The following is an 18,677-nucleotide window of genomic DNA, read 5'->3' on the forward strand; positions in this document are numbered from 1 at the left end:
GACGCCGTACGCCGGACCGTGCGGCCGGCAGGAAGGCGGGCCGGGGAAGACCCCTTGCGGCCGGCGGGTTCCCTCCGATCGAGCTTCGGCCGGCCGCTCGTTGAGCGCCCGGCGTATCCGCGTCGTCCGTCGGGAGTTTTCGTGACATGCTGAAGGCCGTCGATCGTGCGGAAGACGAGCGTTCCGGCGAGCCGCTGCGCGAGGCCTATCTTTCCGCCGAGGATCTCGCCCGTCTCGGCGAACACCTCGCCGGCCAGACGCGCACGACGCTGCCGGGTGGTGGAACCTTCGACTTCACCGCACGCCAGCGCGACAACGAGCGTTCGATCCGCCGGGCCTACCGGGCGAGCCTTGCAGCGGTGCGCGCGGGCGAAGTCATCACCTCCGCTGCCGAATGGCTCGCCGACAACCACTACATCCTCGAAAAGAACGTGCGCCAGGTCGAGCGCGACCTGCCGCCGCGCTTCTTTCGCGAACTGCCGAGCATTGCCATCGACGGCGGCTCGGTGCCGCGCGGTCTGGCGCTCGCCTGGCTCTACGTCGCCCACGCACACAGCTCCGTCTCGCTCGAAACGCTGACGCCGCTCGTCGAGGGCTATCAGCGCGTCCGCACGCTTCGCATCGGCGAGCTCTGGGCGCTGCCTTCGATGCTGCGCTTCGTGCTGATCGAGAACATGCGCCGCATATCGGCGCGTGTCAGCCAGGCGCGCGAGATGCGCGGGCGGGCGAATGCACTCGCCGACCGTCTGCTTTCGCTCGAAGAGGGCGAATCGGTCGTCGACGTTCTGGAAGGCTACGAAGACCTGACCGCCGACGACGCCTTCGCCGCGCAGCTTCTCTACCGCCTGCGCGATGGCGGCGTGCGTTCCGGCGAAGCGATGAACTGGCTCGAGGCGTCGCTTGCCGCGCGCGACAGCGGGATCGAGCAGGTGCTCTTTTCCGAGCACAACCGGCTTGCCGAGGACAACGTTACGGCGGGCAACACCGTCACGAGCCTGCGGCTGATCGACGATATCGACTGGAGCGAGTGGTTCGAGGACACGAGCGCGGTCGACGCCATCCTTCGCGAGACACCCGCTTTCGCTGCGCTCGACTTCGCCTCGCGCGATCGCTACCGGCAGACGGTCGAGGTGCTCGCGCGGCGAAGCGGGACGTCGGAGATCGAGGTGGCGCGCACGGCCAAGAAACTGGCCGAAGGGGGCGAGCCGGAGCGCGGCGAGGGGCCGTGCGACATCGGCTTTTATCTCGCGGGCAATCGCAAGCCGCGTCTCGAAGCGCGCCTTGGCAAGGGGCCGGCGTTCAAGGAGCGCGTGCGGCGTGCCTATCGTCGGCTCGACTGGCTGGGCGTCGCCGTGCCGATCCTTGCCTTCACCGCCGTCTTCCTCGTGATCGTCGGCGGGCTGCTCGGTGCGATCGGCGTCGCGCCGTTGGGGATCGTCCTGCTCCTCGTCTTCTTCGTCCTGCCGGCATCCGAGGCGGCGAGCGGACTGTTCAACACGCTCGCCGGCCTCTTCACCGCGCCGAGCCGGTTGATCGGCTACGAGTATCTGGAGGGCGTGCCGGCCGAATCGCGCACGCTCGTCGTCGTCCCGTGCCTCATCAGTTCGCGCGACGGCGTCGCCGAGCTCCTGCGCAATCTCGAGGTGCACTACCTCGCCACGACGCCCGGCGAAGTCTTCTTCGCGATCCTCAGCGACTGGCCCGACAGCGACGTCGAGGAAAACGCGAAGGACGCGGCGGTACTGACGGCAGCGCGCGAGGGCATCGCCGCCCTGAACGCCCGTTACGCGGCGGACGGCCAACGGCGCTTCTTCGTCTTCCACCGCCGGCGTCTGCACAATCCCGCCGAAGGCAAATGGATGGGGTGGGAGCGCAAGCGCGGCAAGCTGCACGAACTGAACCGGCTTCTGCGCGGCGATCCCGACACGACCATCATGGCCGACGGGCAGGTGCCGCCGGCCGATATCCGCTACGTCATGACGCTCGATGCCGACACGCGGCTGACGCGCGACGCCGTGACCCGGCTCGTCGGCAAGATGGCCCATCCGACGAACGCCCCCGTCACGATACCGGGCGACGGGCGGGTCCGGGCAGGCTACGGCATCCTCCAGCCGCGCGTGACCGCTTCGCTGACGACCGGCGACGAAGCCTCGGCCTATCAGCGCATCTTTTCCGTCAACCGCGGCCTGGACCCGTACGCGTTCACCGTTTCCGACGTCTATCAGGACCTGCTCGACGAAGGCTCCTTTACGGGCAAGGGTCTTTACCACGTCGACTCGTTCGAGGCGGCGATCGCCGGCCGCATCGGCGAGAACGCGGTGCTGAGCCACGATCTGCTGGAGGGATCTCTCGCGCGGTGCGCGCTTGCCAGCGACGTCGAGCTCGTCGAGGACTTCCCGACGCGCTACGAGGTCGAGGTCTCGCGTCAGCACCGCTGGACACGCGGCGACTGGCAGCTCCTGCCGTTCGTCTTCTCGCCGAAATCGCCGGTTTCCGGCCTCGGCCGATGGAAGATGATCGACAATCTGCGCCGCTCGCTGACGCCGATCGCCTGGCTGGCGGCGTCCGTCGCTGGCTGGTGCGTGCTTCCGGCCGTACCGGCGCTCGTCTGGCAGGCGATCCTCATCTTCAGCCTGTTCGTCGGCCAGACGCTCTCGCTCGTCGTCGGCGCGCTGCCGCGCCAGGCCGACATCGTCGCCGGCGCCCACCTGCATTCCGTCTTCAGCGAGATCAACGCGGCCAATGCGCAGGCCGCCCTTCGCATCGTCTTCGTCAGCCATAGCGCCTACGTCATGGGCGACGCGATCTGCCGCGCGCTCTACCGCATGTTCGTCTCCCGCCGGCACCTTCTCGAATGGAGAACGGCGGCACAGGCGCAGCAGGGCGCGCACCGCCTCGTGCGCGACTATTTCGCCAATATGTGGCAGGCGCCGCTAGTGGCGCTCGCAGCCCTCGTCGTCGCCGCGCTGACAGGCGGCACCGGCATCGTCGTCGCCGTACCCTTCGCGGTGCTCTGGGCGCTCGCGCCGATCGCGGCCTGGTCCGTCAGCCAGCCGGCCGAAGGCGAGGACGCGGTCCATGCGAGCGAAGCGACGCGGGAGAAGCTTCGCCGCTACGCACGACGGACCTGGCGCTACTTCGCCGTCTTCGCCAACGCGGAAAACAACCACCTTCCGCCCGACAACATGCAGGAGGATCCGGAGGAACGCGTCGCGCACCGGACGTCGCCGACCAATATCGGCCTCTACCTGCTTTCGACGGTCTCGGCGCGCGACTTCGGCTGGATCGGCCTTTCCGAGACGGTGCGAAGGCTGAGCGACACGCTCGATACGTGCGGGCGCATGCAGAAGCATCGCGGCCACCTCTACAACTGGTACGACACGCGCACGCTCGAGCCGCTGATGCCGCGCTACGTCTCGAGCGTCGATAGCGGCAATCTCGCCGGTCATCTCGTCGCCGTCGCCGCGGCGTGCGATCAGTGGGCGCAGGCACCCGCTGCCCATCTCGACGTCGGCGTCGACGGGATTGCGGACGTCGCGGCCATCCTTTCCGAAACGATCGAAGCGCTTTCGGAAGATCGTAGGAGCTTCCAGTCGCTGCATCGCAGGCTCAGCGAACGCGTCGCGAGCTTCGACCGGGCGATCGCGACGATGCGGCGCGAGCCCGAGTTCACGTCGATCCGCTCGATCAACCTGACGGTGCTGGCGCGCGAGATCCGACAGCTCGCGGTCAATCTCGACCACGAGATCGACACGGACGAAAGCCACGAGATCGTCGAGTGGGCCAACGCGCTCTTCGACACCTGCGAGGCCTATGTCGGCGATTCGATGATCGAGCCGGCAACGATCGACGCCCTTCGCACGCGCTTCCGCGATCTCCAGCAGCGCGCTCGTGCGCTGGCCTTCGAGATGGACTTCTCGTTCCTCTACCGCGAGCACCGTCGCCTGCTTTCGATCGGCTACCGGGTCGAGGACGCGGAAATCGACGAATCCTGCTACGACATGCTCGCTTCCGAGGCGCGACTGACGAGCCTCTTCGCGATCGCCAAGGGCGATCTGCCGACCGAGCACTGGTTCCGGCTCGGCCGTTCGGTCGTCGCGGTCGGCACGCGCGCGGCACTCCTGTCGTGGTCGGGTTCGATGTTCGAGTATCTGATGCCGCCGCTCGTCATGCAGGAGCGGCCGGGCGGCATCCTCAACCAGTCGGGCCGGCTGTCGATCAAGCGCCAGATCACCTACGCGAAGGGCCTCGGCACGCCCTGGGGCATTTCCGAATCCGCGTTCAATGCGCGCGACCACGAACTGAACTACCAGTATTCGAACTTCGGCGTTCCCTCGCTCGGCCTGAAGCGCGGGCTCGGCCAGAACGCGGTGATCGCGCCCTACGCATCGCTGCTTGCCTGCCAGTACGCGCCGGAAGAGGCGGCGGCGAACCTCGCCCACCTCGAAACCATGGGCGCGCTCGGCCGCTATGGTTTCCACGACGCGATCGACTTCACGCCCTCGCGCGTGCCGGAAGGCCAGCGCTGCGCGGTGGTGCGCAACTACATGGCCCACCATCACGGCATGTCGATCACGGCAGTCGCCGATCTCGTCTTCAAGGGAAGGCTGCGCGAGCATTTCCACGCCGATCCGGTGATCGAGGCGGCCGAACTGCTGCTTCAGGAAAAGGCGCCGCGCGAGATCCCCATCCTGACCGTCCATAGCGAGCCGGAGGAAATCCAGCCGACCGAGGCCGAACAGCTCGTCGGCCAGGAACTGCGCGTGACATCCGAACCGATCGCGGCGGAACGCTCGACGCTCCTGCTCTCCAACAGCCATTATTCGGCGATGATGACGGCGACGGGTGCCGGCTACGCGCGCTGGAACGGCCAGGCCGTGACACGCTGGCAGCCGGACCCGGCGGAGGATCGCGCGGGCAACTTCCTCTTCCTGCGCGACGTCGAAAGCGGTGCCTGGTGGTCGGCGACCGCCGAGCCGCGCAGCGCGCCGGGAGAAACGGCGCGTACCGAATTTTCGGACGACAAGGCGGTCTTCCACAAGGTCGCCAACGGCCTGCGCACCGAGCTCGAATGCTTCGTCACCACGGAACATGACGGCGAAGCGCGCCGCCTGACGATCCACAACGACAGCGAAGTCGAGCGTACCGTCGAGGTCACGTCGTACATGGAGGTGGTCGTCGGCCCGCCCGAGGCGGACACGGCACATCCGGCCTTCGCCAAGATGTTCGTAGGGACCGAGATCGGTCCGCGCGGCGACGTCATCCATGCGTGGCGGCGCAAGCGCAGCGCCGACGATCCGGACATGCACGTCGCCCATATGGTGATCGACGCGGTTGCGCCCGAAGGCGGGCGTGAGACCACTGCCGAGACCGACCGCCGGCGCTTCATCGGCAGGGGGCGCTCGCTGCCCGACGCCGCCGCATTCGATCCGGGCGCCACCCTTTCCGGCACGGACGGTTTCACGCTGGATCCGATCTTCTCGCTACGCCGCGTCGTTCGCATTCCGCCGGGCAAGAAGGCCGGCCTCGTCTTCTGGACGCTCGCCGCACCGGACCGGGCGACGACGGAGCGCGCCATCGAGCGCTACCGATACGCCGGCAGCTACCGCGACGAAGCCGTGCACGCCTGGACCCGCTCGCAGGTGCAGCTTCGCTATCTCGGCATCTCCTCGCAGGAGGCGGCGGTCTTCCAGGACCTCGCGCGCTACCTGCTTTACCCGGACCTGCAGCTTCGTGCGGAGGAAAAGATCGTGCGCGCCGGTCTCGCTCCGCAGAGCGCGCTATGGCCGCTTTCGATCTCCGGCGATTGCCCGATCGTGCTTCTGAGAATCAACGATTCGGTCGACATGGAAATCGTCGAGCGTTCGCTGCTCGCACAGGAATATCTGGCAGAGCGCGGGCTGATCACCGATTTCGTCGTGCTGAACGAAAAGCCCACGTCCTACGTGCAGGAACTGCAGCAGGAAATCGACGCGGCATGCGATGCCGCGAAAGCGCGAAGCCGCGCGCATCTTTCGGGCCGGCACATCTTCGCGCTGCGCCGCGACCTGATGGATGCACGCACGCACGGCGCGTTGCTCGCCGCGGCAAGGGTCGTGCTTCACACCCGCAACGGTCAGCTTGCCGAGCAGCTCGTGCGCGCCGTCGCCCTGGTGGAGCGCGGCACGAAGGCAGGCAGGGGCCTGGCACCGCGGAAGGCGGCACAGCCCCGTCGTCCGGCGCTACCTTCGACCGCGCGCCAGGGTTCGACAGCGACCTCCATTCCGCACGATGATCTCGAATTCTGGAACGGTTACGGTGGTTTTGCCGACGACGGACGGCGCTACGTCGTGCGTCTTGCCGGCGGCACCTTTACGCCGGCTCCCTGGATCAACGTCGTCAGCAACGCCGCATTCGGCTTTCACGTATGCGCGGAAGGCGGCGGGTTCACCTGGAGCGGCAATTCCCGCGACCATCAGTTGACGCCTTGGTCGAACGACCCCGTCACCGACCGGCCCGGGGAGGCGATCCATATCGTCGACCGGCAGACGGGCGCGCTTCTCCCGCCCTGCGCCGGCTTCGCACAGAAGGACGACGGCATCGTCTACGAGGCGAGCCACGCGAGGGGAGCCACGACCTTCACGAGCCGGCACGGCGACATCGCCATCGCGCTGACCCAGTTCGTCGCGCCCGAGGACCCGGTGAAGATCTCGCGCCTTCGGCTCACCAACCACGGAACGCGCGAACGACGGCTGCGCGTCTACGCCTACGCCGAATGGGTGCTCGGCAGCCGCCGCGCCTTCGCCGCGCCATTCGTGCTGCCGGCCATGGCCGAGGGCGAAGTGATGGTGGCGGCGAACCGGTTCGATCTTGCCAATAGCGAGCGCACGGCCTTCCTCGCCGCCAGCGAGCCTCTTTCCTCCTTCACGAGCGATCGACGTTCCTTCATCGGCCGGGGCGACAGCCGCCGGCCGGACGCCGTCCTGTCGGGCCGCGCGCTTTCGAACGGCGTTGCCGTCGATGGCGACCCGTGCGCCGCAATAGCGGTGGACGTCACCATTGCAGCCGGGCAAACGCGCGAGGTGCGTTTCGTGCTCGGCGACGGCGCGGACGAGGCGCAGGCGGTCGCGCTCGCGAACACCCACCGCGCCGGCGACGGCGAAAAGGCACTCGCAGCCATCGACGCGCATTGGCGTTCGTTCACCGACACGCTTCAGGTGCGCACGCCGGATCGCGCGCTCGACCATCTGCTGAACGGCTGGCTCGTCTACCAGAACCTTTCCTGCCGCCTCCTGGCGCGGACCGGATTCTACCAGGCGAGCGGCGCCTACGGTTTCCGCGACCAGCTGCAGGATACGCTTGCGCTCACCCTTCACGATCCCTCTCTCGCCCGACGGCAGATCCTCAACGCGGCTGGGCGCCAGTTCGTCGAAGGTGACGTCCAGCATTGGTGGCTGCCGGAAAGCGGTGCGGGGGTGCGCACGCGCATTGCCGACGACGTCGTGTGGCTCGCCTATGCGATCGCCGAGTACTGCGAGGCGACAGGCGACCGCTCGATCCTCGCCGAACGTCTGCCGTTCCTTCACGGGTCAGCGCTTTCCGAAGGTGAAAACGACGCCTTCTTCAAGCCGGATACCGGTGAGGATGCCGCCTCGGTCTACGAGCATGCCGCCCGCGCGCTCGACCTTGCGGTTGCGCGCACCGGACCGCACGGCCTGCCGCTCTTCCTCGGCGGCGACTGGAACGACGGCATGAACCGCGTCGGTATCGGCGGCGAGGGAGAAAGTGTCTGGCTCGGCTGGTTCCTGCTTCACGCGCTGACGGCATTCCTGCCCTTTGCCGAAGCCGAGGCGGACACGGAACGTGCCGCGCGGTGGCAAGACCATGCCGCCGCACTGCGCAGTGCGCTCGAGGCCGATGGCTGGGACGGGGCATGGTATCGCCGTGGTTTCTTCGACGACGGTACGCCGCTCGGCGCCTCCGAAAACGACGAGTGCGCCATCGATTCGATCGCCCAGTCGTGGAGCGTCCTTTCGGGTGGTGGCGATCCCGAGCGCGCCCGCACGGCGATGGAGGCGGTGCTCGAACACCTGGTCGACGACGAGCACGCGCTCGTGCGGCTGTTCACGCCGCCGTTCTCCAAAGGCGATACGGATCCGGGCTATATTCGCGCCTATCCGCCGGGAGTGCGCGAAAACGGCGGGCAATACACCCATGCGGCCACGTGGGTCGTCTACGCGCTCGCCGAGCTCGGGCGCGGCGACGACGCCTATCGCTGCCTCTCGATGCTCAATCCCGTCGCCCATGCGAGCGACCGCGCGGCCGCCGACCGGTACCGCGTGGAGCCCTATGTCGTCGCCGCCGATATCTATGGCGACGGCGCCCATTCCGGCCGTGGCGGCTGGACCTGGTACACGGGATCGGCCGGATGGCTCTATCGCGCCGCCGTCGAGGGACTTCTCGGCATCCGGCTTCGCGGCACCCGCCTCGTCGTCCGCCCGGCGCTCCCAACGGCCTGGCCGGGCTTCGAGGCGACACTTCGCCACGACGGGACGGCCCACCGGATCGTCGTCACGCGGAACGAGGACGGCAGCCCCGCGGTATCGCTCGATGGGGTAAACGTGCCTGCGGAAGGTATCGATCTCACGGCGATGGAGCCGGCCGAAAACGCACGAGCGAAGTAGAGCCGGCCGCTCTTCGTCAAAGATGCATCTCGGTATCGCGAAGACGAACCGCTTACGCTCTTCGTCTCCAAACGGTCGTCTTGACGCGCCGTCGTCTTCCGGCTTTACGGACGTCATCGCCGGCCCCGACGAACAGCCCGGACCTCAATCCGATTGAACAGGGCTCCGCCGGTGGAAGACGCTGCTTCAGGGGGCAGATGCGTGCTCGGTCGACGCGAGATCGAGGTGGATCGGCTTGCCGTTCCACACCTTTTCCCCGCACGAATGCGCCGGCCACCTCGGTAATTGCGGTTACCACTCCAGTCGGCTGGATCAGGGTCCGGATGCGCGCACCGTGGTCGCCCGTCCATGAACCAATAGGCATCGGCGATCGCAACGCGTCCGTATTGGCTGGAATGCTCCGGTGTCTTTCGACGGTAGCGCGTGCGAGCCGAACGCCGCTTGTTCGAAGCGACGGGTAGGAGGATCCTGACGGCAACACCGGTCACCGATCGACCTCCCATCCAATCGACCAAACATCGCAAACTGCCGCGGCGAAGCCGTCCTCCTTCAGGTGGCATCCGTCTTCGGCACTGATCGCTCCTGCGCTCCGACATATGCCGTGAAGAAGAAAGGCCCGCGACATCCGGTGTCGCGGGCCTTTCCGTCATTCGGCGAAACCGTGGTCCCGCAAGTGTTCTACCGCCGGCGGAAGCGGCCGCTGGCGTGGGCGAGCATCGTGTAGACCTTGCCCGTGTCCGAGGTGAGGTAGGCTTCGGCGGCGGCAGTATCCTTTTCGCGGCGCTGCACGTCGGCCATCAGCTTTTCGAAATCGGCGATGTAGCGGTCGACGGCCTCCCGGAACTCCGATTCGCGCTCGTACTTTTCCTTGATGCGATCGAAGGTCTGCTGCCCCTTGAGCGTGTAGAGCCGCCTTGTGAACACGTCGCGCTCGCCGCGCTGATAGCGCCGCCACAGCTCCACCGATGCCTCGTGATCGATGGCACGAGCGATATCGACAGAAAGCGAGTTCAGCGATTCGACTACGTGTTTCGGGTTGCGTGGATCCGTGTTCTGCGCCGGTGCCTGTGCGGCGGTGGGGGAAGACGCGCCAGAGGATGCGCCGTCGCTCTGCGTTGCCGGCGATGCCGCATCGTCCGGCGTCGCGGACGCTCCGCGCAGCAACTCGTTCACCCAGCCACCGCGCTGGTCGCTCGCCCGCACCGTGTTCGGCTTGAAGGGAGCCGATGCGGAAGCACCAGACGTCGGCGCCTGGTCGATCCGCGCCTGAGTAGGCTTCGTGTCCTGCGTCGGTGTGCCGGAAGCGGGTTCGGGCCGCCCGGGCGCCGGCGCATGATCGCTCGATGCCGCGGACTGGTCGACGATGCGCGAGAGATCCTTCAACGCCTGGATCTGATCGGCGACGGCCCGACGCATGGCGCCGGCACTCTCGCGCGTCTCCTCGGGCAGATCGAACGCACCGCGACGCAGTTCCTCGCGGGTCGTGTCGAGTTCCTCGCGCATTTCGCCTGCCGACTTGCGGATGGTCTCCGTCGCCGTGGAGAAGCGCTGCATCGCGTCTTCGAGCGCCGTACGCACCGAGCCCTGCAGCTCGCCCGCGGCCCCTTCGGCCCGCTCGCGCGCTGCCTTCAGCATCTCGTCGAGTTCGGAAACCGTCGACTGCAGCGCTTCGCGAAGCTGGTGCGTGTTGCGCGTCGAAAGGCTTTCTGTGTCGTCGAGGATGGAGCGGATCTCGCCGGAGACGGCCTCGACCGTTCCACGCACGCGTTCCGCGCTCGCGCTCGAACGCGTTTCCGCATCCTCGATCTGCCGGCCGAGCTGTTCCACGACCGAGGTGAGCGCCGTGCGCATGTTCTCGCCGGCGCTGGCGCAGCGTTCCTCGGTGCTCGTCAGCCCTTCGCCGAACTCGTCGATCGCCGCGTTCAGCGCCTCGCGGATGCGGGCGGCCGAGGTGAGGGAGCGGCGTTCCGTCGTCGCGAGCGCCGTACCCGCATCGTCGATCGCCTCGTTGAGGACGGCGCGGATATCGGCCGCCGCGGTTGCGGATTTCTCGCCCGTCGCGGTGAGGGCGGCTTCGAAGTCCTGCGTGGCACCTTCGAGGTCGCGACGGACCGAACGGGCGATCGTCTCGGACTGCTCGCCCGTCCGGCCGAGCGTTCCCTCGATCTCCTCGAGCGCGTTGTTGAGGACGGCGCAGATGTCGGTTGCCGCCGAACGTGCCTGCAGTTCCGTCTGCGAAACCGACGTCGCGATCTCCTCGACGGCGCCGGCAAAGGCGTCGCGCAGGCGTGCCGCTGAAGCTGCCGAGTGTGTGTCGGCGTCGGCAAGCACCTTGGAAAGGTCTTCCGAGACCGTCGTGAAGCGCGCCTTCAGCGTGTCGCCGGCCGCGTCGGCACGGCTTTCCACGCCGATGAAGGCCTCCAGCATTTCGTCGAGCGCGGTGCGGAAGCGCGCGCGCATCGCATCGGCGGCTTCGGCGGAGCGCTGTTCGTTCGCCTCGAGCGACTGCGAGATCTCGCCCATGGCATTGGCGACCGTCTCGCGCAGGCGGCCGGCCGCGGCGTCGCCCTGTTCGCCCGTCTTTTCGGCAAGACGTGCGAGATCGTCCAGGTTTTCGGCGAAGGCGCCGCGCAAACGTTCGACGGTCCGTTCGGAACGGGTCTCGGCCTGGCCGAACGCCTCTTCGACGATGCCTTCGAGCGCGTGCATCGTCCGCTGCACGTCCTCGGAACGCGCGACCAGACCGCGCGAGAGGGCATCGAGGGCTTCGCGGCGTTCTTCGAGCGTGCTGGCGAGCCCGGACTGCGTCGAGCCGAGGAGTTCGGAGGCGGCGGCGAGCATGTGGGAATGCTCGTCGAAGCGCTCGGCGATCCGCGAAACCTGCGAAAGGGCTCCGCCGGAAACGTCCGAAAGGCGGTCGACGCGGGTTTCAAGCGCATCGGTCGATTCGGCCATGCGCGCGGCTGCCGCCTCGGTCGAACGTCCGAAATTCTCGCTCGCTTCGCTAAGTTCGGTGCGCATCGCGACGAGGCCGCTCGTCGCCTGCTCGACGGTCGAGGCGATGGAGCTGTTCGATTCGCCGAGCTGTTCGAGAAGGGCGAGTACGCGGTCGCGAAGGCCGGTTTCGGCCGTCTCGATGGAGGAAAGCGTTTCCTGCGTGCGCGCCGAGATCGCCTCGATCAGCGCGGCATTCTCGCTGCGCAGCCGTTCGGCCTGGCTCGATGCGGCCCGTTCGATCTCGCGAGCGGCCTCGGCCCCTTCCTCGCCGAAGCGTTCCACGAGCGGACGCGCGCGTTCGTCGATAAGGCCGGTCAGCTCCTTCGAGCGGCTGGCGAGCATCGAATTCAGTTCGCGCGTGCGCTCGTCGAGCGCGTCGCGCACCGCCGCGTGGCGCGCGTCGAGCGTCGTCTCGGCGCGGTCGAGATCGCCGACGAGCGAACGGGCCTGTTCGGCGAGGCGGCTCTGCGCTTCGCCGAGCGCGCGGGAAAGTTCGTCGCTCTGCGCGGTAAAGGCGTCGCGCGTGGCGGCAAGCTCGTTCGAAAGCGTGTCGGCGCGTGTCGTCAGGTCGGCGCTGTGCTCGGCCATGCGTGCGTCGAGCGACTGCGCGAAGTTCTCGCCGGTGCGCTCCATCCGCGTGGCAAAGGCATCGCCCGTGCCCGAAAGTGCTTCACCGGCTTCATTCGCGCGCGCCGCGAAGCTCGCCGACGTTTCGTCGAGCCGGCCGCTGACGCTTTCGACGCGGGCCACGAGATCGCGACTGCGCTCGTCAAGCCTGTCGGAAAGCGTGTCGGCGAAGCGCGTGCCGGTTTCGTCCATCGAGCGGGCGAAAGCGTTTCCGCTTTCGCTGAGCACGCCGCCGATCTCGTTTGCCCGCGCATGGAAGGCTTCGCGGCTCTCCTCAAGGCGTCTGGCCAGCGCGTCCGCGTTTTCGCTCAGCGCTCGGCCATGCGCTTCGGCCTGCTCGGTGAGGGCGCGCTCGTGCGCTTCGGCCCGTTCGCCGACCGTGCGTGCGAAATCGCCGCTCGTACGGTCGAGGCGTTCGGCGAAGTCGTCGCCGGTGCGCGAGAGGCTCGCCGAAACGGTCTCGGCGCGTTCGACGAGGCCACCGCCGCTGTTTTCGAGGTTTGCCGCGGAGCTGTCCATGCGCTCGGCGATCGTCTCGATGCGTGCGGCGAGGGCGTCGCCGCGTTCCGTCAGGCTCGTCTCGATGCTCGTCGAGAAGCGCTCGCTGCTCGACGCCAGTTGCGCGGCGACCGTTTCGCCGGTCTGCGAAAGCGTCCTTGCGGTCGTCTCCGCGCGTTCGGAAAGGGCGTCGACGCTGTGGTCCAGGCGACCGGCAATGCGATCGACGCGCTCCGTCAGCTCGTCGCCGCGCAGTTCGATGCGTGCCTGCAGCGTCCCGGCGAAGCGTTCGCCCGTCTCGTCGAGCGAACGGGCGAAGGCGGTGCCGACGCTAGTCAGGCTGTCGCCGATGCGCTCGGCGCGCGCGTCGATCTCGATCGCAGTCTGCGAGACGGCGTCGCGCAGGCGGCCGACGAGATCGCCGGCGCTGCCCTCGATGGTGCGATTGACGTTTTCGAGGCCGCCACGTAGCGCGCCGTCCATGGTCGCGAACCGCTCGTCGATGCGCTGCGTGCGCTCGTCGAGCCCGGAAAGGATGCGCGTTGCCGCCGCTTCGTTCGATCTTTCGATCTCGCCCGCACGTTCGGATAGCGTCGCGTCGAGGCGTTCGCGTCCCTGGCCGAGCGTGGTGCCGAGCCCTTCCTCGACGGTGCGGATCGCGCTGTCGATCGCGCCGCGACCGGAATCGATGATGGTGGTGATCGTCGTCTCGCGTTCGGCGAAGACGGCCGTCAGCTGACCGGTGCCCGTCTCGAAGGTCCGGCTGACGCGGCTCGTGCTTTCGCCGAGCGTATGTTCGAGCCGTTCCGTGCCGCCTTCCAGCGTGCGCGAGAGCGCTTCGGTATGGCCCGAAAAGGCGTTGTCGACACGGGCCTGTCCGCTTTCGAGCGCTGCCGTGATCGCACGCGCGCCTTCGTCGAGACGTGTCGTCAGGCGGCCTTCCGTGCCATCCAGGGCGCCGATCAACGCGTCGGCGCGAACGCCGAGCGATCCCTCGATGGCCGCGTAGCCGTCGGAAAGGGTGGTTTCGATCGACTGCGCGTTCGTCTGAAGCGTGCCGCCGATCGCGGCGTTGCCGGCGCTCATCGCGCGTTCGATCGCTTCGGCATGCTGCGAGAGCGTATCGGTGAGGTGGTCGTGGCCCGAACCGATCGCCGTCTCGATCGTCTGGCGGCCGGCATCGATCGAGGCGGCGAGCGCGGAACTCTGCCGGTCGGCGGTTTCCATGAACCGGTCGTGGCTCGACGATACCGTTGCCTCGAATGCCCGATGGCGCTCGTCGAGCGTGCCCGACAAGGCCTCGGTATGTCTGGAAAGTGTCTCGTCCATGCGGTCGCGTCCCCCGGAGACCGCCTCTTCGATCGCGATATGCGCGCCTTCTACGGTGTTCCGGAGGGCATCGGCGTTTTCACCGACGGTATTCGCGAACCGTTCGTGACCGGCGCTGACGCTGGTCTCGATGGCGCGGTGGCCGGCATCCAGCGTTGCCGAAAGCGTTTCGGCGTGGCGGGCAAGGGCTTCGTCCATGTGCCCGCGACCGGCCTCGACGACCGACTGGATCGCTTCGTGGCGGGTTTCGAGCGAACGCGCCATCGCTGCGGCCTCGGCATCGAGCGTCGTCGAAAAACGCTCGTGCGCGGACGAAACGGCCGATGCGATCGCGTCGTGGCGGTCGTCCATCGTGCGGGCGAAGGAGGCCGCATGTTGGCTGAGCGTCGCGTCGAGGCGTTCGCCGGCCGCTATGGTTGCGGTGTCGATCGCACGGCTGCCGCCTTCGAGCGCCTCCGTGATCCGGCCCGCATGGGTCGCAACGCCCGTCTCGATGCGCTCCTGCGCTCCGGCGAATTCGGCGGCGATCGCGTCGTGGCGCTCGCGCAGCGTGTTCGAAACGGCGTCCGTGCGCTCGGCAAAGGTCGCCTCGATGCGCTCGCGGCCGCCGGAGAGGCGCCGGTCCAGATCGCTCGACCCCTCGCGCATGCTGGAACCGATGCGGTCGAGATTGGTGGAGAGGATCCCTTCGATCGCGCTCGTGCCGCCGGAAAGGCTGTGGTCGATATGGCTCATCGCGTCGGCGAGCTTCCCGTCGAGGGTGCCGCTGCGCGCGTCGAAGGCCGATGCGAAGCCGGCGATCCGCTCGTCAAAGGCCGATGTCACGCTGCGGATCGTCGCGTCGAGGCGCTCTTCGAAGAAGCCCGAACGCAGGTCGAGCTCGGTGACGATCTCGCCCGAATGGTCGCTGATGACCTGCCTGAAGCTTGCCGAGCGCTCCTCGAGCGTCCCGTTCAGCCGAGCGAGCGCCTCGTCGAGCCCGCCGGTGATCGCGTCCTGGCCCTCGGTCAGGTTGCGGCTGATCTCGCGCGTGCGCTCGACCAGCGTCTCGTTCAGCTGCCGGGCACGCTCGTTCAGCGCCGCGTTCAGCTTTTCCGTGTTGGCGTCGAGGGTGGAGGCGCGCGTTTCGAAGGCGGCGAGCAGCGTCTCGCCGCGATCGTTAAGCTGACGGTTCAGCGCCTCGGCGCGCGTGTCGAAGACGGCACCGAGCGTTTCGGCGGTCTCGTCGATCGAGGACTGGAGCGCTTCGGTGCGTGCCGTCAGGATCGCGTCGATCGACCGGCCGAGCGTCTCGCTCGTCTGCGACAGGGCGCTGGCGCGCGTGTCCATCATCGAGGCGAAGGCTTCGCCGGAGATTTCGAGGCGTTGGCCGACGGTGTCCGACGCCGCGTCGAGCTGTTCGTGGAGCTGGTCGCCGGCGCTCGAAATGGATGCGCGAACGCGCTCGGCATGGGTGACGATGGCCTCGCGTTCGTCGCCGAGCTTTTCGACGAGCCCGCGCACGCGGATCTCGTTGTCGCTGTAGCTGCGCTCGAGCGCGTTGACTTCTGACTGCACGAGCATTTCGAGTTCGGAAGCCCGCGCGATGGTGCGCTCGATGCCGTCGTTCATGGCCGCCACTTCGCGGCGCACCGCCTGGCCGACGGTCGCCACGCGCTCGGCGCCGGTGTTTTCCGGCTCGGTGAGCCGCATGGCGACTTCCGTCATCGAACGGGCGGCGGAGCGCATCTCGGCAGCCCGCGCGATCATCGCCGCGAACCCGAAGAAGCAGAGAATCGGCACGACGATCCCGACGGCAAACGCGATCGCCATCGGCGCGGAGGCGAGGTCCTGCAACGAGGAAACCTGCCATATGCCGGGGTCGACGAGGTTGGCGAGGCCGATGCCGCCGACGATCCACAGCAGCGAGACGATGAAGGCGTTGCGGAAGGGCCAGCGGCTGCTGCGCGACTCGAAGGCCTTCAGAAGGTGAGGCGGCACGCCCCGGGCGTCGTCGTTGGCCGCGGCGAAGGCGGCTGCAGTCCTGTTCGTGCGTTCGCGTGCGGCGGCGCCGGCATCCGTCTCGCGCTCGGCCTCGGCTTTCTCCTCCGCGGAATTCGTGCTGCGCCCGGCTTCGGCAAGCTCGCGGGCGGCGTCGGAGACCTGCGCTTCCAGGTCGTCCGAGGACTCGCCGCTCTCCCTGCGTTCGCGCTGCGCCTCGCCTTCGTTGAAGGCATTCTCCAGCGCCTGGAAAGCCTCCTCGTCGACCGATCTGCTCGCCTTCTTGGGTGCCATTCGGATCTACGCCTCGTACTTCGTCATCCCGCGCTCTATGGGAGCGGCAGCCCGCTTTTAGCCGTGATTTCAGGCGAGAAGGCGTGTCGACGCACTTCGCCCGCGGCAGGCTACGTTCCGTAGTGACACAGAAGGGTACGCGAGACAATTCGCATAGCCAGTGCCTCGCGGCATGCTTATCGCGTTATGAACGACTTTCCGCGCGCGTGGTGGAAAAAAGGCGTGAGTGGCGGAACATTTACCGCGCGTTAACCATATGAAGAGGTTGCCGTCCCGGCATGGGGCACCGGCTTCCAGTTAAAGGCAGGACCATGATCGATTTGCCGAAAGCGCTTCGTGCTCCGGCGGTAGAGGACGGCGGCGAGAAGGCCGCCGGCCCGCTCGACCTTCGCCATCTGCAACGCCAGACGATGGGCGACGCGACGTTCGAACGCGACGTTCTCAACATCTTTCTCGACGAGGCTCGCGAATGCATGACGCGCCTCAAGAACACGGCCGGGCCGGAGCGCGGTGCCCTGGCGCACCGGTTGAAGGGGGCCGCGCGCGGCGTCGGCGCGTTCGCGCTCGCCCAGTCCGCGGCGGAGCTGGAGGACAACCCGCACGATGCCGCCGCCCTCGACGCGGTCAAGCGCGATCTCAACGCCGTGGTGCAGGCGATCGACGAGCGGACGGGCGAATCGACCTCCTGAACGTCGTGCGCTCCCGATATCGTCCGCGCGTCCCCGGTCGATCCTCGCGCGTGACCGCCCGCGCGGGCCTTGTCACGCATGGCCGAACGTGTATGTGTCGGCGCCCTGCGGGGTCGCCGGTCCTGATCGTCGGCCCCGATCGTTGGCCATGGTCGTCGGTCATGCACGTCGACCATGCGTCGTCAGCCGCGGATCGGCCTGCCGATACCTGGGGAGTTTCATGACAAAGATCACCATCGTCGCCTTCGACGGCACGCGGCACGAGCTTGCGGCGGAGAACGGCTCGACCGTGATGGAAAACGCCATCCGCAACAACGTGCCGGGCATCGAGGCGGAGTGCGGCGGCGCATGCGCCTGCGCGACGTGCCACGTCTATGTGGACGAGGGCTGGATCGACGTGGTCGGCGAGCCGGAGGCGATGGAAGAGGACATGCTCGACTTCGCCTACGACGTGCGCCCGACGTCGCGGCTTTCCTGCCAGATCGCGGTTTCCGACGAACTCGAAGGTCTCGTCGTCTCCGTTCCCGAGCGGCAGGGCTGAACGAGGGTGCGGGCGACAGGGGAACGCGCAGCATGAGCGAAACCGTCGAAACCGACGTGGTCATCATCGGGGCGGGCCCCGTCGGGCTCTTCGCCGTCTTCGAACTCGGCCTGTTCGACATGAAATGCCATCTGGTCGACATCCTTGACCGTCCCGGCGGGCAGTGTGCCGAGCTCTATCCCGAAAAACCGATCTACGACATTCCCGCATATCCGGAGATCAGCGGCCTCGATCTCGTGGAGCGGTTGAAGGAGCAGATCGAGCCCTTCGATCCCCAGTTCCATCTCGCCCGCATGGTCACGCGCCTCGAAAAGGGCGAGGACGGCTGGTTCGAGGTCGAGACGGATGCAGGCGAGTGTCTGCGATGCAAGGTGGTGGTGGTCGCAGCCGGCGGCGGTTCGTTCCAGCCGAAGCGCCCGCCGATTCCCGGCATCGAGGCCTATGAGGGAACGTCCGTTTTTTATGCCGTTCGCCAGATGGAGACGTTCCGGGACGAGGATGTGCTCGTCGTCGGCGGCGGCGATTCCGCGCTCGATTGGACGTTGAACCTGCAGCCGGTCGCACGCTCGCTGACGCTGGTCCATCGCCGGCCCGAGTTTCGCGCCGCACCGGACAACGTCAACAAGATGTACGCCATGCACGAGCGTGGCGTGATCGGCTTCCAGGTGGGGCAGGTCGCCGGTCTGAAGGGCGAGGGCGGGCAGCTGACCGCCGCGACCATCAAGACAGCCGACGGCACCATGGACCTGCCGTGCACGCGCATGCTGCCCTTCTTCGGCCTGACGATGAAGCTCGGGCCGGTGGCCGACTGGGGGCTGAACCTCCACGAGAACACCGTCGTCGTCGACACCGAACGCTTCGAGACGTCGACGCCCGGCGTCTTCGCGATCGGCGACATCAACTGGTACCCCGGCAAGCTGAAGCTCATTCTTTCGGGCTTCCACGAGGCCGCGCTGATGACCCAGGCCGCCAAGCGGATCGTGCATCCCGACGAGCGCGTGGTCTTTCAGTACACCACGTCCTCGACCAAGCTGCAGAAAAAGCTCGGCGTGCGCTAAG

Annotated in this window: 5 protein-coding genes; 4 read left to right on the forward strand and 1 reads right to left on the reverse strand. The window is 67.6% G+C overall.

Features of this window, described 5'->3' with window-relative positions; genetic code table 11:
- Positions 1-146: 146 nt before the first annotated feature.
- On the forward strand, positions 147-8,663 hold the full coding sequence (locus FJU11_RS01795; RefSeq protein ID WP_141165305.1) for a GH36-type glycosyl hydrolase domain-containing protein: 8,517 nt from the start codon (positions 147-149) through the stop codon (positions 8,661-8,663).
- A gap of 678 nt (positions 8,664-9,341) precedes the next feature.
- Here the strand turns inward: FJU11_RS01795 and FJU11_RS01800 are convergent.
- Positions 9,342-16,388 (reverse strand): apolipoprotein A-IV repeat region-like domain-containing protein, encoded by a 7,047-nt coding sequence (locus tag FJU11_RS01800; protein WP_141165306.1) that lies wholly within the window; start codon positions 16,386-16,388, stop codon positions 9,342-9,344.
- A 311-nt stretch (positions 16,389-16,699) separates the two neighbouring features.
- Between FJU11_RS01800 and FJU11_RS01805 the strand changes: the two genes are divergently transcribed.
- From FJU11_RS01805 to FJU11_RS01815, 3 genes are all read left to right on the forward strand, one after another.
- Positions 16,700-17,077 carry an Hpt domain-containing protein gene (locus tag FJU11_RS01805; RefSeq protein ID WP_141165307.1) on the forward strand — a complete coding sequence of 126 codons (378 nt, stop codon included), beginning with the start codon at positions 16,700-16,702 and terminating at the stop codon, positions 17,075-17,077.
- 220 nt (positions 17,078-17,297) lie between these two features.
- Positions 17,298-17,618, forward strand: coding sequence for a 2Fe-2S iron-sulfur cluster-binding protein (locus FJU11_RS01810; protein WP_141165308.1), 321 nt, complete (start codon positions 17,298-17,300; stop codon positions 17,616-17,618).
- 32 nt (positions 17,619-17,650) lie between these two features.
- On the forward strand, positions 17,651-18,676 hold the full coding sequence (locus FJU11_RS01815; protein WP_141165309.1) for an NAD(P)/FAD-dependent oxidoreductase: 1,026 nt from the start codon (positions 17,651-17,653) through the stop codon (positions 18,674-18,676).
- Position 18,677: the final 1 nt, after the last annotated feature.

Origin of the sequence: Pararhizobium mangrovi, from assembly GCF_006516965.1 — a bacterium.
Lineage (GTDB): Bacteria > Pseudomonadota > Alphaproteobacteria > Rhizobiales > Rhizobiaceae > Pararhizobium_B > Pararhizobium_B mangrovi.

Excerpts from the sequence above, each read along its gene's own strand:
- FJU11_RS01795 (WP_141165305.1), top strand. The coding sequence starts at position 147 with ATGCTGAAGGCCGTCGATCGTGCGGAAGACGAGCGTTCCGGCGAGCCG.
- FJU11_RS01800 (WP_141165306.1), bottom strand. The coding sequence starts at position 16,388 with ATGGCACCCAAGAAGGCGAGCAGATCGGTCGACGAGGAGGCTTTCCAG.
- FJU11_RS01805 (WP_141165307.1), top strand. The coding sequence starts at position 16,700 with ATGATCGATTTGCCGAAAGCGCTTCGTGCTCCGGCGGTAGAGGACGGC.
- FJU11_RS01810 (WP_141165308.1), top strand. The coding sequence starts at position 17,298 with ATGACAAAGATCACCATCGTCGCCTTCGACGGCACGCGGCACGAGCTT.
- FJU11_RS01815 (WP_141165309.1), top strand. The coding sequence starts at position 17,651 with ATGAGCGAAACCGTCGAAACCGACGTGGTCATCATCGGGGCGGGCCCC.